The sequence below is a fragment of the Candidatus Pelagibacter sp. HIMB1593 genome (genome assembly GCF_052047755.1).
Taxonomy (GTDB): domain Bacteria; phylum Pseudomonadota; class Alphaproteobacteria; order Pelagibacterales; family Pelagibacteraceae; genus Pelagibacter.
On the sequence record NZ_JBNAJK010000001.1, the window covers coordinates 481,112 to 505,108 of the forward strand.

At 32.2% G+C, this 23,997-nt stretch carries 9 protein-coding genes; 3 read left to right on the top strand and 6 right to left on the bottom strand.

Going from position 1 to position 23,997, the window contains the following annotated elements; all coding sequences use genetic code 11:
* Position 1 precedes the first annotated feature (1 nt).
* Both ACTTA0_RS02565 and ACTTA0_RS02570 read left to right on the top strand, forming a co-directional pair.
* Positions 2–3,670, top strand: coding sequence for a PilW family protein (locus ACTTA0_RS02565; RefSeq protein WP_440675945.1), 3,669 nt, complete (start codon positions 2–4; stop codon positions 3,668–3,670).
* Positions 3,670–9,354: a LamG-like jellyroll fold domain-containing protein gene (locus ACTTA0_RS02570; RefSeq protein WP_440675947.1), complete on the top strand. Its 5,685-nt coding sequence runs from the start codon at positions 3,670–3,672 to the stop codon at positions 9,352–9,354. Before ACTTA0_RS02565 ends, ACTTA0_RS02570 begins: the two co-directional genes overlap by 1 nt.
* 2 nt (positions 9,355–9,356) lie before the next feature.
* Here the strand turns inward: ACTTA0_RS02570 and ACTTA0_RS02575 are convergent, their stop codons facing one another.
* Genes ACTTA0_RS02575 through ACTTA0_RS02595 form a run of 5 tightly spaced genes read right to left on the bottom strand, consistent with a single transcriptional unit; the run spans position 9,357 to position 15,977 of the window.
* Positions 9,357–10,838, bottom strand: coding sequence for a FecR domain-containing protein (locus ACTTA0_RS02575; RefSeq protein ID WP_440643598.1), 1,482 nt, complete (start codon positions 10,836–10,838; stop codon positions 9,357–9,359).
* Complete coding sequence (locus tag ACTTA0_RS02580) at positions 10,835–12,451, bottom strand: hypothetical protein (RefSeq protein WP_440675949.1); 1,617 nt, start codon at positions 12,449–12,451, stop codon at positions 10,835–10,837. Before ACTTA0_RS02580 ends, ACTTA0_RS02575 begins: the two co-directional genes overlap by 4 nt.
* Positions 12,452–12,459: 8 nt before the next feature.
* The gene (locus tag ACTTA0_RS02585) at positions 12,460–14,454 is read right to left on the bottom strand and encodes a CHASE2 domain-containing protein (protein WP_440675950.1); all 1,995 of its coding nucleotides are present in this window, start codon (positions 14,452–14,454) and stop codon (positions 12,460–12,462) included.
* Positions 14,455–14,460: 6 nt separating this feature from the next.
* Positions 14,461–15,012 (bottom strand): invasion associated locus B family protein, encoded by a 552-nt coding sequence (locus ACTTA0_RS02590; RefSeq protein WP_440675952.1) that lies wholly within the window; start codon positions 15,010–15,012, stop codon positions 14,461–14,463.
* Positions 15,013–15,029: 17 nt separating this feature from the next.
* A complete protein-coding gene (locus ACTTA0_RS02595; protein ID WP_440675954.1) occupies positions 15,030–15,977 on the bottom strand; it encodes a LysR family transcriptional regulator in 948 nt (315 codons plus the stop codon).
* Between the two features lie 68 nt (positions 15,978–16,045).
* On the opposite strand from ACTTA0_RS02595, the gene ACTTA0_RS02600 reads away from it, so the two are divergent.
* Complete coding sequence (locus ACTTA0_RS02600) at positions 16,046–23,140, top strand: autotransporter-associated beta strand repeat-containing protein (protein ID WP_440675956.1); 7,095 nt, start codon at positions 16,046–16,048, stop codon at positions 23,138–23,140.
* Here the strand turns inward: ACTTA0_RS02600 and ACTTA0_RS02605 are convergent.
* Positions 23,137–23,973, bottom strand: a complete 837-nt coding sequence (locus tag ACTTA0_RS02605) for an AAA family ATPase (protein ID WP_440675958.1) — start codon at positions 23,971–23,973, stop codon at positions 23,137–23,139. The two genes, ACTTA0_RS02600 and ACTTA0_RS02605, sit on opposite strands and share 4 nt — an antisense overlap.
* Positions 23,974–23,997 lie beyond the last annotated feature (24 nt).

The window sequence follows — 23,997 nt, forward strand, 5'->3', positions numbered from 1 at the left end:
AATGAATTTAAAAAATTTTATTACTCAAAAAGGATTATCTCTTACCGAAGCTTTAGTTGCTGTGGTTGTTTCAACAATCGTAATGGGAGCAACTTACACAATTTATAATAATTTTCAGGGTACATTTGTCAGACAAATCAATCACAATAATATGAAACAGGAGGCTAGATTTGCACTACATGTATTACAACACGATAGCAAGATGGCTGGTTATAAACATCCTGATAGTACCGATGGTGAAGTTAAAGTGCCGGTAAAGGTTTTAAATACAGATGGTACAGAAGTTGCAGATGATACTGAGTTTGGAGAAATTGTATCATTTTGTTTTGATACCGAGGATAATAGTGGAAATATTCAAAGAAAATTAATTAAGTACGAGTTAAAAGCTCCATACTCTCCTATTACTGATAAAACTGTATTAAAGAAAAAAGTTTGGAACACAACAAATTGTGACGAAGATGATACTGTCAATACAACAGTCGATGCAGACTGGATGCCTGTTGCCCAGTTTTTTGATGAAATTGGAATTAGAATTAGAAGTAAGCATATTGATTTTGAAATCACTCTTGTCTCTAAAGATGAAAAAGTAACAGAAAAATATACAGCTTCTGCTTACATGAGAAATTTAAACTTTGGTGGAAAAACTTATTATGTTTATGATGAAGAAGATCTTCATGAAAATAGGACAGCTGTTATACCTTTTACTGGTAGTTTAAAAGTTCAGTGTGCAAATAATCTTACTAGAGATATTCAGCTTGCAAACTTTACAACCTCTGATGATATTATCATACTTCATCAAGGTGAAACAGTTGGAGGGACAAGTCTTACTAGGACACACGATGCTATAGTTTTTAATTCAGAAAAACCACCCGCAATAACTGGAATACCAAGTGTTAGCCATGACGAAATGAGATTAAAGTTGGTTACAACCACAGTTGCCGCCAATTTACCTCCAGGTCTTACCGTAACATCTGGATATGATGATTTAAATAATAATAATTCTGCTGATGATGGTGAATGGGATGGATCATTAACTCTTGAGGGCACTTTAGATAATTTAGATACAAATTACACTTTTAACTCTGACGGTTATCAAGATTTTACGATTAGGTTAAAAGCAGATTTGGATACAAGTTGTGATAGTCAACCTTGGGAAGATCAAAATGAGGCGTACAAAGATTATCAGGTGAGAGTAATGAAGTATGATGCACCTCAATTTTCTGATGTAAATTTGCATACTTGGGAAGCAAAAGGTTTTACTTATGGAGATGCAAATTATGAGAGAAAAGGAACATCAAGTTATAATGGAGGTCCTAATTATGATTTAACAGATGATGGAAGATCATTTTATATACAGCAAAATTTAGCTTCTCCTTCTTTTTTAGCATCTACCGAGGAATATGACTCTTTTGTTTTAAAAGGAATGATTTGCTCTGGCGGTTATCCAGATTGTAATCATGATATGAGTGCGTGGATGGATGACGACATGTTAGGATTTGCAGCAGGATATCAAAGACCTAGCGTAGTTCAAAAAACTTGGCCAGATGGTAGAATTAGAGCTTGCGCTGGAATTGATTATGAAAGTTTAAATGGCACATCTGGATTTAGTGCATCTAAATTAAGAAACTCATTACGAAGTAGTGATAAAACAGAATGGGATAGTTTATCTGCTTCTGAAAAAAATGAATGGTGGGGTGAGCCAGCAGATCTTGTTTATGACATGTATTTATGGTCTTGGTGGGGGGCACAAGGTAATAGATCTGCTATCCATCTACATCATTTCAAAGGTTATGAGTTCGATCACACTAGAAATTGTGGTTATAACGAAGGATCCTATCTATCACATGCTGATATGAACAGGTTAACGGGATGGTCTACTCCCAATTCATCAAAAATGTCTGATTTTAATGAGAATGGATACAATAGACTTTTCATGAGAACTGATAGTACCAGACCAGCAAATACTGGTTCTAGGAACTGTAATAATAGAGGGAGTTCATTTTCAAGAATCAGTTACAATCCTGGTGCAACTCATAAATGGGGATGTGGACACGGAAAAAATACTGGAGTTAAAAATACCATTACTCTGACATACCATCCAAATAAATTTAGAGCTAACATAGATAACAAACCACATGTAGCTAACAGCAACAGTCAAAGGTTCACAGCATTTGATTATAGATTTGATAGTGACGGAGATTTATTTGATCATACTTTGTCTGCTTGGCCTTATAATGAAGATACAACACCAACTTCTATTAGTTTGCCAAGCGGAGATGATGATACCGAAGAATTAAAAACAGAAGGGTTTAAAAGATTTCAAAAGGGTTCTGTTGCAATAGTTTCTTTTTCACAACCTGACAATAGGTATTCTAATATTCAAATTGCAAGACTACCAAGGTTTATCCCTGACAAAACTGATGGAAATAAACCAATGCCTAAAGCGCAAAATTTATATTATTACATGGACGAAGACTATTTTACAGTAAACAGAATATATGGTTTGCTAAGTAAATCTTATGATCCCTTTGGAGAACACATAGAAGTTTTAGTGCAGTCAAATTCATCAGCTAACTGTGCACAAATCGGTGGTAGAGGAACAAATGAAACAGGTTCAATTAAAACTCAAAGTGTAGATGGTTCTGATAGATCTATGAATTGCAGATTGAGTGGAGAGTGGAGGGCAACCACAGCAGTTTGGGCTAATAATACAGAACTTCCAAATATAGGAGAAATGTATGATACCCAAGATAAGGACTCTTACAGTGGTGCTAGGGCAACAGTAACAACTACCGCAGGAAATACTATTTATGTTTTTGCCGATGGTTCTTTCAGATATCAAGCTTATGCAGTTGGTTTTAATGATGGTACACCAAAAGAAGATTCTTTTTATTACGCAGTTCAATCAGAAGATACCTCTAATAATAGAATTTCAGACATAAAAAAAGTTTATATTGGTTTTAATATTGGAAACACTACACCTACAGGGGTATCGTTTAAGGAAGCAGATGGAACAGCCATCACAGATAATAATAACTTTGATATTGCTGAGGATGATAACAAAGATCTAATAGTAGGTGAGATTTATACTACTAGTACTCAAGAACCTGATACACATGATTTTGTAAGATTTAATCTTGGAGAGGTTCCAAATGATGATGCTGATAAAGATGTAGATCATGGAACTAGATTTAGAATTGATCAAAAAGATGATAAATTTTATTTAGTTTTAAATGATGATAGTGACATTAGATGGTCTAATTTACCTTCAAATAAAAAATATTTCTCTATAAGAATTGTTGCTACAGATTTAAGAGGAAACCAATTAACTACTACAGAAAAAGTATATGTAGATAGAGTTGATTGCTCAGAAACAGCAATGGAAAATATCACTGTTTATAAAACAAAAGCAGCAATGACCATTGAGGGTTATATTCAAGGAAAAGAAGGTGAGAAGGTATTTAGGAGACAGACAGTCCCACTAACTACTAGCTTGGATGAGGCTGTAATTACATTTGAATATCCCGAAAGGTCAGTACAACCATCTGTAAAAATAGCTGAAAAAACAGTAACAGTTGATGGAGAAGATGTTGTTATTGGAATGTTGTCAAATAGATGTAAGGAAACTCATAGTTACATTGATAGACAGCAACTTTGGAGCGACTCATAATGAAAAAACAAAAAAACGAAAAAGGTTTTGTCCTTGTATTTGTAATTGCTGTCGTCTCAGCATTGTCAATTATGACGGGAGCTATGTTTTTTTATTATGACAATGATTTAAAAAGTGTTTCAAGAAATTCAGTTATGCAACAAGTAAATCTTGCTGCGGAAACGGGATTACAAGAAGGTCAGAAATGGATCACTGATCAGCTAAATTCAAATAGTTTTACTCTAGTTGATATTCAGAATACCCTTAATGTCGCTGACTCAGATAATAAATGTCTTAATAGGCATGGTTTTACCAATTCTAGTGAAGATGTTTATTATGCAAAAAGAATAAATGCAAATCTTGGAACAGATGATCCAAAATTTGAGGACATGTCTTATGAGGTTTTTGTTCAAAGGCATGCAGATGTAGTTCGATCTATTTATTTCTCAGCAGAAGGCTCAAAAAATAATACTGAAAAAGATACTACTTACACAGACAGATCTTTTGCGCTTGTTGAAAACTTTAAAGATTTTCCAAACGATCAATTTACAATTGAAATGTGGATACAAAATAAACAGCCAGGATCTACTTATGACATGCATGCTTTTGAATGGGGTAGAACTTGGGATTTAGTATTTAAAGTTAAAAATGATGAGTGGTCTCCAAGACTTGGAGAAGTTGTTTTGGATGACCAAGGAGATATTGGATCTCCTGTTAAGGATGAGTGGGTTCACATTGCATGGGTATGGGATGGAGGTACACCGGGGAGTACTGATACCGGTAATGTAAGAATTTACCAAAATGGAACTTTAAGTGGAACATATAATGCAGATATAGGAGCTAGACCTAAATCTGGTTATACTAATCCTCCTGAGACATTACCTGAAGGAGATTTTTGGCCGTTAGCAATCGGAGAAGGTTTGGCTGGCTTTAATCCTAGTAGTTATTTGACTGGAGATCCAATAATTCAAAGTGTTCCTTGGCTTGGTAATATTGCTGAAATGAGAATATGGAATGTATCAAGATCAGGCACTGACATTGCAAACAATAATAGAAGAAGATTAACAGGTTCTGAACCAGGATTAGTTTCATATTATAAGTTTAATGAAGGATCAGGTAATACTGCTAAAGATTTTAATACCTCAAGAGCAGCTGATAGAAAAAATGATGCAACGATTTATGGTATTGGAAATAAAGGAACTTTATGGAAAACAGAAATTGTTAAATATCCAGTTACTTCAACAACAGACGATGCACCGTCGATCAATGTTCCACCTGGAGAAGATGTTGTTTACTACAAAATTTTATCATGTGGAAAAGGACCTCAAGAACAAATCGTTCCTCTTGAATTAATTGTTTCAGCCCCAGTTCAAAAAGGAGATGTAGGAGATGGTAAAATTGCACTCACAGAAGAAGACCTAAATGATTTAACTGGTCAAGAAGGTACTCCATTAATAACACCTTTAAATAACTATATTGCTCAAGAAGGAGTAACTGGAGATATTAAAATTCAAACCAAGGATAATACCAATACAAACTTTTATGTTTTTAAAAGGTCTATGGAGCAATGTAGTAACTCTAATTCATTTACAGATTTCAGTGCAGCCTCGTCATACTCTGAAGGAGACTGTGCAGAATTTGAAGATAAATTGTATTTCCTAGAAAAAGATGATGGAAAATCAGCTGGTGACGATTTTATTGAAGATGATTGGTCTGAGGTTTTGGGTAGCGATTGTGACGGTGTACAATTTACATCAAATTCAGGTGATAATAGTTATGGCCACTATTATAAATATTTTTCAACTGCACCAAATGTAACTTCTGATCTGGGTTATAACGGTGACTCGATTGACTGGTGGGAAGCAAAAAGAAGAGCTGAGCAATCTACTTGTGGAGGTATGCGAGGATATTTAGTTTCTATAGAAAGCGCTGAAGAAAATGAATTTATTAAAGATGCTGTAATGTGCAATAGCAGTACGCAGTCTGGCTGTACTGGAGTTACCCCTTTTCATGTTGCCGCTGGAGAAACCAGAGAAAATTACTATGGGACAAGATTAGATCAATCTAGTGATCAACACTATATTTGGCTATCAAACTCAGATTGGAGAAATCCAACCTCGAATGCAGCTAATATGCAATCAGAGTCAGGACCTTTAATGGGAATGAGTGTATCCTATACAAACTGGCAAAGTGGTGAACCCAATAATTCAGCAGAGCCATATGCTGATATGGAAATAAATAGAAGCGGTAGAACCAACGGAGGTTGGAATGATTTAAGAAGAATTCCAAATTGTAGTTCTGGAGGACTAGATTGTATCACTGGTTATGTTGTTGAATATGGAGGTTTTGATCATTTTAGCTTAGAGCATGATATTAACCAAGATGGTGATACTGACGATGCAGATGAAATAGATATTAGTGGCCATAATTTTTGTGTCGCAAGAGCCACTATAGAGGCAGACACATATGTAGCTCCAGTAGATGGAAACAGTGATGGAGACTTATTAGATCTTGATGCAGACACCAACCCAGATGTAATTGAAGATTATTTAAAACTTGATACTGATGCTGAAGATTATCCTTCAGCAATAACAGGTGACACATCTTCATCTTCTGTAGATCATGACACGACTGATGATTACCCAGGTTGGAATGCCTACACAGGAGTCCTTACTATGGTTCATTCTGGTAAACCAAATGATTGGAGTTCAACATCAACTTATTCAGCTGATGATTTTGTTTGGTTTAATAATAGAGTTTGGAAAAATACTTCAGGTGGTACGATAACTGGTGGTTCTTCTTTAGATTTAACTCAAACTCCTACTATTTATAATCCACATAATTGGACTATGTATGAAGGTGATGAGTCTGATGCACCGTGTGCAGACGTAGATGTTTGGACACAAGCATTTGAATCTATAAAATATTACAATTCAAAAGAAGTAGATGCAGAAGAAGGAGCAAACCCTTATGCTTATGAAGGAACAGATGGTTCAGACGGCACAGAAGGTGAAGACACTGAAACTACTACAGCCTCGCTTGGAGAAAGAACAATTTTATTTTCTTTAGGTCCGCTTCATGTTGAAGAGCATAGAGATGGATACAATCACTTCTACGAATTTTATGAGTTTCCTGCTAGACCAGATGGAACTGCTAATTCAAGTCAAAATCTATACAATAATAAAAATAGAAGAATGAATGAGGCGTTCTCTTTATCTAGACAATTAGATTATTTTGGAAAAAGTGGATACCTTGCAACCATAACAAGCGAGTCTGAAAATGATATCATTACAACTAAAGCAGTTGGAAATGGATGGATGGGTGGATTAGCTATGTCGGATAACGCAAATACTGTAGCTAATTTAAATAAATGTGGTGGTTTCCGACAAAGATCTAATAGAGCTCAAGCAACAGCTGATTTTCAAGCTTTACGAGATTTTGAAAATATACCATTTTATAGAAATGGCCAAACTTATGGTGCTAGTACGAGATATGTTAGAAATATAGTTGAAAAATATCAAACAACAACAGCGAGAACAATTACATCAATATCAAAAGCTAATCCGGCATTAATTACAACAAGTTCGGCACATGGGCTTACCAGTGATGATATCATTAAGATTGCAGATATTAGCACTGCAAATCAGATGAATGTTGATGGTATGACACAACTAGCAACTGGATTTTATAGAGTTAGGGTCGTTTCCAATACAACTTTCAGACTTGTCGATTTAGATACTAGAAATAATATAAATTCTACTTCTTGGTCTAATTATACAGCAAGTTCAGCTCAAATGTGGTTACTGGAAGGGTATCAGAATGAATATTACAGAAAAGGATCTTCATCACTAACTGCATCAAACGCAAACCCCCAATCTCAGTCTGGTTTAACATTGTTTTATAAAGATCCTAAAATAGCTTTGTCTTCAAATGCAGCAATTACAGGCAATAATACAAAAAGATATTTTACAGATTCGTTTACAAACATTGATGATACGGTAACGAGCACAGAATGTCCTGTATGGAGATGGATGACGGGACCTGAAGGTATGTTATGGAATGGAAGAGGTTTGGCTTTTGCTCCAACACGAACAGCATCTGGAACACCTTCTGCAAATAATGGAACCTGGGAAAGAGGTGTTACAGCTGGTTCTAATGATCCTCAAGGTCAACAAATTGGTGAAGTGTTTGTTGATGGTATGCCATTTAGAAATTGGAATGGAACTGGAGAACCTAATAATGTTGCACAAACAGAACATGGTATTCATTTATTAGGAACTCATTTCGATGACGATGATGAGCTCACATGGAATGATTTACACAATTGGAGCGCAAGTTATTCAAATAACTTTAATTATTCAATAAGAGGGTTAGTTTTAGAATACGGGGGTATGGAAAATGATGAAGATCCTAATATTAGAATAGCTACAAAAAGAGTAATTAAACTTTTTGATAGGAGAGTAACAAAAGCCATTGTAAAAATAAAATCAGGAGCTGAAACTGGCGACAAACTTGTAGTAGGCTCAGAGGAACTTAATGCAGTTAATTTAACTGCTACAGGAAATGAAACTAGCGAGGTTACTTTGTCTGGAGATGCAACTTGTAAAAATTATGTTGATTTAATTAAATCTATGTATTTTGAACACAATGCATCTGCTGATGGAACAAGAGAAATAGAGGTATTGTTAGGAGATATTCAAAAGCCAAGTAACGCTGAACATTATTATCAGTTAAAAGATACTGAGTTAAGTTACAATCAAGCAAATTTTCAAGCGAGTTATCAAAACCTTTGTGGAATTCAAGGTTATTTAGCTAATGTTACAACATCCGCAGATCTAGATGCAATTGAAGAGCTTGGTGTAACTGATGATAAACAAGTTTGGGTCAATGGAACAGATGAATGTCAGGGTGGAATTTTTAGATCTGGATTTTGGAGATATACATCTGGACCTTGGAAGGACAAAGAGTTTTGGAGAGTACGATTAAATGTGCCTGTTGGTACAAATCAACAGGTAATTGATAATATAGAAAACCAGGCAAGCTGTAACTATTTAACAACAAGATCAAGTCAATCAAGCGTTAGAGTTGGTCCTTTTGAAAGCTCAAATTGGATTAGCTCTCATCCAGCTGCTAATACAAATGATTATCTTGTTTTCCAACAAACTAGTTCTGCATCTACAACTGGAATTATGACTAGAGGCGGTATGGCTAGCTCCGATGTTGAAGGGTTCATCATTAGATATGGAGGAAGTGTAGGAGATTTTACTGGTGCAGATATTGAAGAAGATGATAATGACATTAATGTACTATTAGGTCCTGAAAGAGCTGAAATTTCTTTTTACAATGATGGAAGTGATAATAGTATTTTTATAAGCGATGAGGACTCTGTTAAAGTTGATACCACTGGTGATTTAGCATTATCTACAGGGTGGTCTAAAACAGCTGATTTTGTAGCTTCTAGTAATTCACCATTAAAAATTACGTCACCATCTGGTGAGGTTGCAACCATTCAACAATGGCGAGACGAGCTTCAGAAAGTTTACTATCAAAGTACTGATACTAGCGACTTTACTCCAGGAAATAGAAAAATTAAAATTAAGCTAGTGTATGGAGATACTTCATTGAATCAAGAAATTGGAATTGTAAAAGCTATAGGAAGCAGAAACGCTGTTACTGTTACACCTATATCTTGGAATAATAGATAATTTTAATCTCTTGATGGCATAATACCAGTTCTTTGGCCATCTATAGTATTTTCTGTATCAGTTCCATTTGTATTATAATCAGAAACATTTAAAGCAATTGTTGCTACAGAACCAGTTGATGGATTTGGAGAACCATTCATTTGAACGTTAAAGAAATCCGTTGCAGCATCAGCATAATAACTTGAAGCATTAGTAGCAAAGTTAGTTGGAATAAATCCCTCTTCACCTGATTTAGTAGTTGTCGCAGTTGTACCGTTTGAATTATTTATACTAAAAATTCCATTATTAGTTCCCCACATTGAAGTAGATGCAGATCCACTTGAGTAATCAGTTGTAAAAGAATAACTAAAATCTACATCTGGATTACCATTTAAAGATAATGTTCCTGAATAAGTGTTATTAATTGTTTGAGATGCAAAGTTAACTGTTGTTACACCACTAAAAGTCCCAGAACCAGTTCCTTTAGTTGCAGCCATATTAATATTATTACCTGTATAAGTGTAGGTTCCCGAAGTTATACCTTGGAAATCTCCATAATTTGTTTCTCCTAAATTGGTACCACCATAACGTAAAATATATGCTAGACCGTCTCCACCTTCAGCATTTGCCATCGCAATTTGGTTTTCTGCTGACTCGTTTTCAAATTCAGCTTGACCTTCTTCACCAATAATATCGACGACATCAACACCAAGTACTTCTGCAATCTGGTCAAAAGTTAATCCACCATCGCTTAAATTTAAGGCTGTGGTTACTATTTCACCTATTATTTCATTTCCACTTATTTGTTGATCATCAAATAAACCTTCTTTAATTGCACTCTCTACTTCTTGAACATCAAGGTTTGCTTTAACATCTAAAAAATTTTGGAATTGTTGTAATTGTTCTTGTGTAATTTCAACTGGAGGTGTTGGAATTTGATTTAAAGATAATTGTGTGAATGAAAAAGGTGTATCTAATAATACACTCCCAAGTTCATTTGCAACTTCTACCGCACCTGGCCTTAATCCTAAGGTATTGTCTTCCCCAGGACCAATCAGCAATACTTGTGCATTATCTTCTTCATCTATAATTGTTTGAAACTCTGTACCTCTTGAACCTATTGTTCCAGCCGCAGTCTTAACTTCTAATTTTTCAGGGTTCTTCTGATTAATTAATCCACTTAAAACTTTTACACTACCTTCATTAAGTGTAGCTAAGAAGCTACCATCTAATGTACTTGGATCAAAAACAAATTCATCTATTGTTATTGATGTTTTTTCTCCGATTGTAAGAACCGTCTCGTCTAAAAAGATTATTTGAGATTTAGATTTTCCATCAGAAATAATTTCATCTCCAAAGAAAATTTTATCTCCAGCTTTTAATATTTCTCCTTTTTGATTGGTAATTTTTCCAATCGATAATGTAATTGCACCTACAATTTTCTCATCAGCAACTGAATGGCTGATAAAAAATAGGGTTAAAATTAGAGCCAATATTTTCTTCAAAACATCATCCTTTTTGTTAATCCAAATTTAATTATTTCCTTATCATAGTCGTAGTTAAGGATATTTGAGCTCGACTCTATATCAGAATAAGAAAGATTGTAAAAAACATTCTTTATATACATATTCTTTATTAGATCTTCTAAATTTCCAGAAAGTGTAACACTATTTGTTACAATCTCATCATCTCTGACCGTATCGCTTTTTACGAAAGTGTCAGATTTATCATATTTATTTGAGTTATTTGAATGTGAAATTGTATAATTTAAAAATCCAATTTTTCCCGAATTTGAAATAGTATAAAAGTTATTTTCATATCCATAAGAGTCTAGCTTAGCGTTATACTGATTTATACCTAATTTAAATTTTATATTATTGGTATTGCTCAAAAAATATTCATAACCCGTTGCAAGTCCATAATAAGTATTATTTTTATTATCTGCAGAACTAAAGGTAGTATCTGTTCTATAATCTGTAATACCCATATTTGAAGATACTAACAGATTTTGATTTGGTTTAGTTAGATATCTGTTTTCAAGAGTAACATTATAAATTACATTTTCAGCATCATTAACAAAATTATTGTTATTCATTGAAAAGAAAGCGGACGTATAATTTTTATTGAATTGTTTATTGTAATTAACAAATAAAGAATCTAGATCATTTTCTTTATTCTTATCTCTATTCTGTCTTGTTACATTTTTACCTAAACTTAAACTTAAATTTGAAGTATCAGATAGTTTTTTAAAAGCTCCTGTTCTTATAAAGATGTCACTATAAGAATCTTCGTAAATAGTATCAGCAGCGTAATTACTTAAACTATCACTGATATACAATGTTTTAGAATTTGAAACAGTATTAACATTGTTTTCTTCTGCAAGATTAACACCAAAGTCTACATATCTAATCCAGTCATTTTCATCTCTAGGTTTCTTCTGATTTTCTAAAGTTTGGGTTAGTGAGTTAAGTTGCTCTCTGATATCAGCTGTTAATTTTTCACTCTGTTTTATTTCATCAATAATTGCTTTTGTTCTTTCTTTAGAATCTATTTTTAACGATATTGACAACAAATATAATTTTAAATCTAAATTTTCTGAGTATAGATCTGATAGTCTTTCTAAAGTTGCAATAACAGTTTTATAATTTCCTAAACTTTCTTGCTCCTTTGCAAATCTCAAATTTAATTCAAGATCAGTTGGATTGTTAAGAATTTCAGAATATTTTATTCCTTTAGAATTATCATTTGATATTTGTAAATTTTCTTTCTCAGATTTGTTTTCTGAAACAATTAATTCATTTATTTTACTAACAATATAACTTGGAACGTTTTCAAATTCCTTTAACTCATTTAATATTTTTTTTAACTCTGTCTCATTTTGAGTTTTTTCATAAAGATAAAATAGTTTTATTTTGATCTCTAAATTTTCTGGATAAACTTTTTTTAAAACTTCGAGCGCATAAATTGCCTCATTAACTTTGTTATCTTTTTCTTGATCAACAAATAAAAATGCTTGTTCAAGATCTTCCGGTTTATTTAAAACTTCACTTAAAACTAAATTTGCATGAGCCTTAGTGATTGAAATAAATATAAAAAAAAGAAAGATCAGTATTCTCATAACAATTCTTAAAATCCGGAGATGATCAGACAGGTAATGTCGTCTCTTAAAGGCTCTTTTCTTTTAGTTAAAATATCGCTTAAATGCTCAATAATTGCTACAGGCGACTTAAATTTATTATCACTAATTTCCTTTTCTACACCTTTTGCCTCTAATTCTTGATTATTCTCTAAGTATCCCTCTGTAACACCATCTGTATAGATAACTAAATTTTTATTTACTAACCTTATTTCGTTTGTCTGAAAAAAATCGTCATTATCCATAGCCATAATTCCAAGCGGAGGTAGTGTAGATTTATAATATTCAAAATTAAAATTTTCGTCATAAACCATAATTGGTTCATGCCCAAGATTGATGTATTCTATTTTTTTTTCTTTAATATTATATTTTCCTACAACTGCAGTTATAAACATTCCTTGATAAGATGAGTCCGCAACTTGATTATTAATGTATCTTGCAATTGTAGATACTTCTTTATTAAGTTTTGCCATCGATCTAAAAACAGCTGCAGCATTTGCCATTAGTATTCCAGCCTTAACTCCCTTGCCAGAAACATCTGCTAATGTGAAATAAAATTCATCCTCAGATATTTTTATGTAATCGTAGTAATCACCAGAAACATCTCGCGCAGGAACATTCTTTGCGTAAAGAATATTTTTTTGTTCAAATTCTTTTGGAAATAATTTTTTTTGTACTTCTCCAGCAATTTCTCTTTCTTTTTTTAAAACTATTTGTTTTTTTTCATTTTCAATAGCTATTTCATTTTCCTGGAGATATCTAAAATACAGTGTAACTAAAAATAGAAATGCAGAGCCTAAAGTAGTGTAAAATATATCTATAAAATAATTAAATTGGTAAAAGACTAAGCTAGAAGTTATTAGAAATACACATAAGCCTACAAAAAAAACTATACTTAGTTTTGGATTAACTTTTTTTGGAATTATTAATACTAAGATTAAAGAAATTAATAATATAATTATTTCAATAATATCTGTTTTTAAGTTTTTAATTATAAAGTCGTTATTTATAATATTTTCAATTGCATGAGCATGTGTTTCAACTCCAGGGATAACTTTTCCACTAGGTATTTTAACAAAATCAAATAAACCTTGTGCTGAGCTTCCAATTAAAATTATTTTATCTTTAATTATATTTTTACTAATTTTGTCATTTAAAATATCGACAGCTGAAATGTATTTATCTTTACCAAATTTTTTATAGTTGATATGAACTATTGCATTTGGATCTGTATTCAAACTATAGTTCTTGGTTCTAATTGTTTTTATTCCACTTTCTGATGATTGAATTAAAATACTTTTATTTTTATGTAACAATCTTAATGTTTCTAAACTTAGTGATGGCCAGATATCTCCATCGATTTTAAGTAAAATTGGTAATGACCGCAAGACACCATCCTGATTATCAAGATATGAAATGTTACCTATACCTTTTGCTGCATTATTTATAACTTCAAGTGAAGTGATTTTATTTTTAAAATTATATAAGTAGTTTTCTGCATCACCTCCTCTTGATATAAAGTTTGTTTTTGGTTTAGAATTATTCATTTTATCAAAAACAGAAATGTCTCCTAAAACTGGCAGTATTACATTTGAATTTTGAATTGCAGTAATTAGGGATTGGTCAGAGTCTAATACTCCTTCATTAGAAATATTAAGTTCTCCTAATATTTTGCTAGGATTTTGTTTGTCTTCTTCACTAAAAAAAATATCGAAAGAAATTACTGATGCTTCCAAATTCTCTAATTTGTCAACAAGGTTGGCAAATACGTCTCTTCTCCAGGGAAATTGGCCTACTTCACCTATACTTTTCTCGTCAATATCAACGATTAAAACATCATTAAAATCGCTATTTTCCTCAAAAATAGACTGGTAAATATCATATGAGATATTCTCTATTCGTTTAACAAAATTACTGTCCTGGATTTTAATTAGCACTAACAGCGCTAGAAAAATAAGCCCAAGGTATTTTTTTAAATTTTTCACAAATTTTTAATTTTTTTGTTTTTCAAATTCAGTTAGCGCATCTTCAAAACCTTGTAATGAAGATTTAATTAAAAATGGCTTTTCTCTAAATCCATCAACTAAAATTTCAAAGTAGATTGATTTTGTCATTGCTTCTTTAATCTGTTTAAAAAGACTCTCTATCGCGGGATCGGTAGTATCATTTGAAATTGATATTATACACCCAACAACTTCACATTTTATAAAAGGTAAATTAACAGAAGTTCCTTTATGAAAATTTATTGATGCAGGTCTTTGAACATTAACACCTAGAGGAGTAATTATATTGATTAATTCTTTTAACTCATTTTTATTATTTGAAAATTCAGAATACACTACTGTAAATTGTAGATTTAAATTTTTAACTTGTAAAAATTGTACAATTTCACATTTTTGTTTCTTGTTTTCAGTAACACATCGCAAAGTCCAATCTCTAAACTGTTTTGTAGTAACAGTTGGTACTTTTTCTTCACTTTGTTCTGCATGAGTAAAATTTAAATTAAATACGAATATAAATATAAAAGTTAGTAATAATCTCATATTTTAATCTCCAGTCGTTATAACCATAAAGCATTCTTTAAAGCTTCATTGGTTATATTAATATTTTTTTTATTATTTTTATTTTGAATAAATAAAATATATCTATTCATTTGAGGTTTATTAATTCTGGTAAATAAAAGTTTATGATCAATTGCTACACTTTCAGGAATTATCGCAACTCCCAAACCACTTTTAATACATGAGGCTGCTGTTGTATCGCTATCAGTAAAAACAATATCTCTATCACTATTTTCTTGTTTTCTTTTTTTTATATTTTTTTGGATTTCTTTAAAGTTTGGAAAGGAACCTTTATTTTTTAAATAATCATAGTAAAAAAATTCGCAAGTATTTCTAAAGATATAATTTTTTTCTTTTCGAACCATATCTATACTTACTTCTTTAATATCTTGAAATTGGTGTCCCTTATAATAAGCAACACAAAACGGATCTTCATATAAATTGACTTTATCAATATTGTCATTTGAAAATTTGATACAACTTATCGCAAAATCAATTTTATTTTTTTCAACTAGATTAATCATTTCAAAACTATCACTCTCAATAACTTTTATTCTTACTTTAGGATTATTTTTTTTAATCAACCAAAGTATATTTTGTTTATGGGAATAGGTAAGGGTACTTGGAATACCAAAAGTAATTTGATCATTATTTATACTTTTATCATCAAATTCTATAGATTTTATATTTTCTATAACTTTATCATTGAACGCTAAAATTGATTTTGCATTCATGTAAAAAATTTCACCTTCTTTAGTTAGAGTGGCTCCTTTTTTAGTTCTGATAAATAATTTTTTTCCCAAACTATTTTCAATAATTTGTACGGATCTAGTAATTGAAGGTTGAGCAACATTTAAACTCGAACTTGCAGATAAAATACTTCCAGTATCTGCAACAGTTATAAAATACTTTAAAAACTTTGGGTTTAAGAACTCTTGATTACTCATAATCGCATTTATAGAATTTTTTTATATTTAATCAAATTGTATATATAACTAATATTATATATCATTGGTTGTATCCAAATAACTCAAAAGGATCAATACATTACAAAAATTATATGTTGCTGGAATTTAATAAAAATATTCAATTTGCAAAAAAATTTTTTTTATTTTTTTTCTTAATTATATTTTTTCTTATTAAACAATCTCTTGCTGACATAGTTACTATTTCTAAAAATGATACAGTTAATAGTGATCTTGACACGGATACTTTTGGTGTTGGGGAAAGAACTTACAATGTCTTAAATGGATTTACATTTACAATTAATGGTTCTCTGAGTGGAGGAGTTGATCTTACAAAAGCAGGTGCAGGTGCAATAGAGCTTAATGGAGATAATAGCGGTCATAGTGCAGACTGGGTTTTATCTGCAGGTACAATGGAAGTAGGTAGTGATAATGCTTTTGGTGGAAACATCATTTATATAGATGGGGGGATATTAAGCTCTAATAATACATCTGCAAGAGAAGTAAGTGATAACATTGTAATTAGAGCAAATACTACTTTAGGTAACTCGACAAACAATGGAACATTAACTTTATCAGGCCCAGTTTCAATCATAAATGATAAATGGACTATAACCTCTGAAAGTAATAATACAATTTCAGGAAGTTTAAATTTAGGTTCACAAAATCAAACATTTAATACTGCTACTGGTGTAACTTCGACTATTTCAGGAAATATAACCAATGGTGCTCTAAGTAAATCAGGAAATGGAGTTTTAGTTTTAAGTGGTACAAATTCACACTCTTCTTCAACTGTAAAAGGTGGAACTTTAACTGTCTCAGGTTCGTTAAGTGATAGTAGTTACGTTCAAGTAGATAGCGGTGCAACTTACGATGTAAACTCAAGTGATACAATTAGTTATTTTAGTGGTGCAGGAACTGTTGATATAGCTAGTTCTACAACATTAACTACCAATTCTTCTTTGAACTCCTCTTTCAGCGGTATAATTCAAGGTTCCGGTGGTCTTACTAAATCAGGAAATGGCATAAGAACATTAAGTGGAAATAATACATATACTGGAGCAACAAATATTAATTCTGGGACTTTTAAAGTAACAGGAGCTTTGTCTGATAGTACTGCAGTTAGTGTAGCTTCAGGTGCGACTTATGATGTGGATTCAACTGATACAGTTGCATCAATTGAAGGAGCAGGTAACATTGATATAGGATCTGCCCAAACATTAACTGCTGGAGATAGTAATAATAAAACTTTATCAGGTGTTATTTTAGGAGGAGGAAATTTTACTAAAGTAGGATCTGGAACTCTTACATTAAGTGGAACAAATACTTACTCAGGAAATACTACAATTTCAGCTGGTATTCTTGATATACAAGGACAATTAGAAAGCGGGAATTATGATGGAGCAATTTCTAATTCTGGTCAATTAAAAATCAATTCATCATCTAACCAAACTCTAGCTGGAACAATTTCAGGCACTGGAATTTTAGCTAAAACTGGTTCAGGAACACTTACACTAACTGGAACAAATACTTATAGTGGCCAAACAACAATTGAAGGCGGAACTGTTGTTGCTTCAAACTCATCTAGTTTAGGAGCAACACCTGGATCTGTAGCAAGTACCAATATAGTTTTAAATAATGGAACACTTCAAACTACAAATTCTTTTTCCATAGGATCAAATAAAGGAATAACAGTTGTTGGTAGTGGAGGAACAATTAATACTGATGCATCAACTACATTAACTTATGGTGGTGTAATTAGTAACAATGGTACTTTGACAAAAACTGGTGATGGAACCTTAACTTTAAGTGGAGCAAATACATATACAGGTGCAACCACAGTCAGCGCTGGAACATTAAATGTTACAGGAACCTTATCTGACGATACAGCAATTACAGTATCATCAGGAGCTACTTATGATGTTGATGCGAGCGATACAATTAAATCTATAGATGGAGCTGGAACAATTGATATTGCAAGTGGTCAAACATTAACAGCAGGGGATGCTACAAACAAAACTTTCTCAGGTGTCATTCAAGGATCAGGAGGACTTGCAAAAACTGGAACTGGTACATTAACTCTTAGTGGAACAAATACATATACTGGTGACACAACTATTTCCCAAGGAGGAATTACACTTCAAGGCCAACTTGAAACTGGAAATTATGATGGTGCTATTGCAAATTCAGGAACTTTAACAGTAGATTCATCATCTAACCAAACTTTAGCAGGTGTAATTTCAGGAACTGGTGCTTTAAATAAATCTGGAAGTGGAACTTTAACTCTTTCAGGTACGAATACCTATTCTGGTTCAACAACTATTACAAATGGAACAATCAGTGTTTCAAGTTCAGCTAATTTAGGAGCAACGCCAGGCAGTGCAGATGGAGATAATATAATTTTTAATGGTGGAACTCTAAGCGCTACAAATGATTTTACTTTAGGTACAAATAAAGGAATTACGTTAACTGGTAATGGCACAATAGATGTAGCGTCATCAAACACAATGACCTTTGATGGTATCATTACAGATTCTGGTAATTTAACTAAATCTGGAAGTGGTACTTTAGTCTTAGGTGGAGCTAATCAAAATGATGGAACAATTACAGTAAATGCAGGTATTCTAGAAATATCTGATCAGTATTCTTTAGGGTCATCAAGTGGAGGAACAGTTGTTGCAGATGGTGCAAGTTTAAAAATAACTGATGCAATTACGATTACTAATGAGAGCTTAACATTAAATGGAAATGGTGTAAGTAATGGTGGTGCTTTACAAGCTGCAAATACTTCTGGAACAATAACATTATCAGGGAGTGCTACTACTCTTGGTTCTGATACTACAATAAATATTGATGACGGAAATTTAACATTTGGTGGTCGTTTAACAGCAGGAGCCAACAATTATGATTTAACTATTACAGGTGGTGATGGAACAATTAGACCATCAGGTGGTTTAGTGTTGAATTCTGGAACTTTGACAATGTCAGCGACTGGTACATTTTTTGCAGAGAACAGCAGTACTTATTCTGGAGGTACTACAGTGACTGCTGGTGCCATTCAGTATGGAAATAATGATGCTTTTGGTACAGGCGCTATCACAATGACTGGAGGTAAATTTTATACATCAGATGCAAGTGATTTTACAATTGATGAGAATTTAAATTTACAAGGTTCAATAACTTTAGGAAATAGTGGAGATAGCAATACAATTACTTTTTCAGGAACTAATACTCTAACTGGAAATACTACTGCTAGCATTGATAGTGCTGTATCAATGGCAGCAATTGATGATGGATCAAACACTTATAATCTAATTAAATCTGGAAGTGGAACTTTAACTTTATCAGGATCAAATGGTTACGATGGTACTACTACCATCAGTGCTGGAACTTTAACTGTAACAGGAACTCTTGATAACAACACAGCAGTAGCAGTTTCAAGTGGTGCAATTTATGATGTTGATTCAAGTGATACCATTGCATCTGTGAGTGGTGCTGGAAATATCGAAATAGCAAGTTCTCAAACATTAACTGCTGGAGATAGTAATGATAAAACTTTGTCAGGTGTAATATCAGGTTCTGGAGGTTTAACTAAAGCGGGATCAGGAACTCAAACTTTAAGTGGTGCAAATACCTACTCTGGAGCTACGACTATTAATGCAGGAACCTTATCTGTAACTGGGTCATTGTCTGACAGCACTGGAGTAACAATTGCCTCTGGTGCAATTTATGATGTGGATGCAAGTGATACAGTTGCTTCAATTGGTGGAGCCGGAAATATTGAAATTGCTGGCTCACAAACTTTAACTTTTGGTGATGGAAATAATAAAACTTTATCTGGTGTAATATCAGGCTCTGGTGGATTGACTAAAGCAGGCTCAGGAACTCAAACTTTAAGTGGCAATAACACATTTTCTGGCTCAACAACTATAAATGCTGGAACTCTAACTGTTACAGGATCATTGTCAGATAGTACTGCTGTTTCTGTTGCTTCTGGTGCGGTTTATGACGTAGATGCGAGTGATACTATTGCATCTGTAAGTGGTGCTGGAAACATTGAAATCGCGAGCTCTCAAACACTTACGGCTGGAGATAGCAATGATAAAACTTTATCAGGTGTGATAAGCGGTTCAGGTGGTTTTACTAAAGCTGGATCAAGCACTTATACTTTAAGTGGAACAAATACTTATACAGGTAATACAAATATTAATTCAGGAACTTTAACTGTGTCAGGGACTTTATCAGATAGTACTGCTGTAACCGTTGCTTCAGGTGCAATTTATGATGTTGATGTAAGTGATACTATTGCTTCTGTAGATGGAGCAGGAACAATAGAAATTGCTAATGCTGTAACTTTGACTACCGGTGATGCAAATGACCAAGAATTAAGCGGTACTATTTCAGGTTCTGGATCTATAACTAAAGTAGGAAATGGTATTTTAACCTTATCAAGTACAAATTCTTATAGTGGAGATACCACTATTTCTGCAGGTACATTATTGGTTACAAGTCAATTGGGCGGAGGATCTTATGCAGGTGATATTTCGAATGCTGGAGATTTAGGTATTAACTCTTCAAATAATCAGACATTATCTGGAGTTATTTCAGGATCAGGTACCATTAATAAATCGGGTTTTGGAGAATTAACCCTTACAGGTGCTAACACATTTGATGGAACGATTAATATTGCTGGAGGAACATTATTTGCAGGAGGAAGTAGTGATAGCTCAAATAAAATTACTGAAGGAAATATTATTGTTAAAGGAGGTACACTAAGCGGTAGTGGTATTATAGATGGTAATGTTACATTTTCATCAACAGCTGGTACTTTAGCTCCAGGAAATAGTATAGGCACTCTTACTATAAATGACAACCTAACGCTATCTGCAGATGACACTACAAACATTGAATTTAATTCGACAACAGCAGACAAGATAGTAATTAATGGAAATACTGAACTTGCTGGAACTATTTCTTTATACCCTGAAGATACCACTTACTCAGACATAACACATACAATTGTAGATGCTTCTGGTGGCGGAACATTTAATGGAACTTTTTCAACAGAGACAATGAACAACGAGAGTAATCTTAATGATGCTACATGGGATATTGTCTATGATACATCTGCAAAAACTGTTTCTTTACAAATTACTGAAGCAGCTAGCACATGCAACATAAACTGCACAACAACAGTTTCATCATCAAAAGACATTGCAAAAGTTTTTGACAATGCAACTAGCGGAACATTAAAAGACGTGAAAGATGTTTTGGATAGCGCAACAGTTTCTTCTGTTAATACTGAATTAGATAAATTAAAAGGAACTGTTATTGCAACATCATCTATTCAATCAAATACTAATCATAATTATTTTAATAGAGCTGTTGCTAATACAACGTCTCTTTCAAACACAACATTTGTAACTAATTTTACTTCTACAGCTAATGAGCTTACTTTAGCATCATTACAAGACCAAGGTTTGTATGGTGATAAAAAAAGATACAATGAATACTATGATTATAGCGATGTATCTGTTTTAGGTTTTATAAAAAATAATAAAAATAAATCATTTTTTGAAAGGTTCGAGTCAGATGATAGGGCTTCATTTTTAAGAACTTTTGGAACAAATACTAAAAGAGATAATATTGGTGAAGGCTACACAGGATATAATTCTGATACGACAGGAATATTATTTGGAGAACAATTTAAAAAAGACGATATAAATTTTGATGGTTATTCAATTGGAATTTCAAAAACTGATACAACCTATAATGATAGTTATGGAGATGCTGAAATTTATTCAATGCATGCCTCAATGTTTAAGCAAATAGATGATGAAGATTATGCATTTAATTTATTAGGTAGCGCTTTTGTATCTAAGACTAACAGCAATAGAAATGTATCTGTATTTGGAACTTCAGTAGATGATAAGTATAAATCTGATTTTTATGATGTTGGTTTTAATTTAGAGGCTCAGCATATAGCGAAATATGATTTTAATGGTTATAAAATATCTCCATCTGCTAAAATAAATTATAGCTATATTTTCAAGGGAGATACAAAAGAAACAGGTGGTGATTTAGCATTAACAGTTGATAATGAAGATCTTTTTATCGTCAAACCTGAGGTTGGAATTTCAGTATCAAAAAACTTTTCTGAAAAAGATAATAAATTAAGTCAGTTGGAATTAGCAGCTTTTGTATCTAGAGATTATTTTATTGAAGGAACAGAAAATAAAGCAAGATTTGCATCTGGCTCTACTTTTAACCACGATTTACCAAGAGATAAAGAAGACTACTACTCTTTAGGGGTAGGGTATAATTTTCTTAATAAAGAGAATAACACAAGCCTAATGGCTAATGCATTTTTGTTAGAAAATACAAAAGAAGACATCAGCTCTAATATTTTTTCAATTACATTTAGAAAATTCTTTGGGGAATTTGCAAAAGGTAGAATACCAAGCGTGATTGCAAAAAAAGATATCCCAGTAAAATCTGATCAGGATAAAAATGATAATGAGGAACAAACTAAAGTAGTTTTAAAGAAAGATCCTCCTATAAAATCTGATAAAGATTTAGAACAGAGTAATGAAGTTATATCTAGCGATAATGAAATAGGAAAGGATGAAACTATCATAGCAACTTTTCCAGATCAAAATTTAAACAATGATATTAAAAAAGACGTTAAAGAAAAAATTAAAAATTTTGAGAAAAAAATTGAAATAGTTTTAAAAGAAAATCCAACAAAAGAGGAAGTTGAGGAAATTTATATCAGTTTAAACAATGAAATGAAAAATTCATCTAAAAGAGATCTAACTTTAGATGATGTTTATAATAATTTGTTTGCAAATTGTTATGCGGTAGAAAAAAATCTAACAAGATTAATTAATTATTATGATAAATTACAATTATACCAAATATTGGATAAATGTTCTCAGTTAAAAGATCCAAAAATACATTTAATCGCAAATAGGTTACATGATATTCAAATGGACGAAAGATCTGCTATTGAGATTTTATATTCAAGATATCTTAAAATTTTAAGTTACATTCCAATAGTAACTTTCATAGCATTAATCATTCTATTTTATGAAATTATTAGAAGATTTATTACTTATCGATATAAATCGAGAATTATAAGTTAAGAAAAATTATTGATAGTATTTTCAATATCTTCTTTTTTAATCATCATTAGATCTAATTTTGTTTTATTTTCTTTCTTATTCAATCTTACTGATTGAATTTGAATACAATTTTCAAAAAATCTTCTTAAATCTCTTGCATTAGAATAACGTTCACCAGTTATTTCTATAATTTTATTGCATGAATTTTTAATTGAAGCACTTGCATCATTTGCAATCATATATTTGTTGTCTCGACAAAGTTTGAAGAAGATCTGGTATAATTCTAGGTCATTATAATTTTCGAAAATTATATTTCTTTTAAACCTAGAAGCTAGACCGGCATTTGAAGAAATAAATTCTTTCATATTAGTTTCATAACCTGCCACAATAACTATCAATCTATCCCTGTAATCCTCCATAAACTTCAGTAATTCGTCAATTGCTTCTTGACCGTTGTCATTTGGATCTTTCTTATTTGATAAAGTATATGCTTCATCAATAAATAATACATTGTCTATTGCTTGATTAAACTTTTCTGCTGCTCTTTCTGCTGTTTTACCTTTCTCTGCTACAACTAAATCACTTCTGGTTACTTCTATCAGTTTCCCTCCAGCAATAATGCCTAAATCTCTATAAATATTTGCCAAAATTCTAGCCACTGTAGTTTTTCCTGTTCCTGGATTACCAGAAAAAATTAAATGGTAAGTAAGTGGCATTGCATCACCTAAACCTTGTTCTTTTCTATCCTTAGAATTTTGAAGAAAAGCCAATAAGTTTTCAACTTCTTCCTTTACTTTTTTTAGTCCAGGTAATCTTTTTATTTCATTCAGGTTTTTTTCGAGATCTTCACTCATTGATTTCTATTGAATTATAGTTAA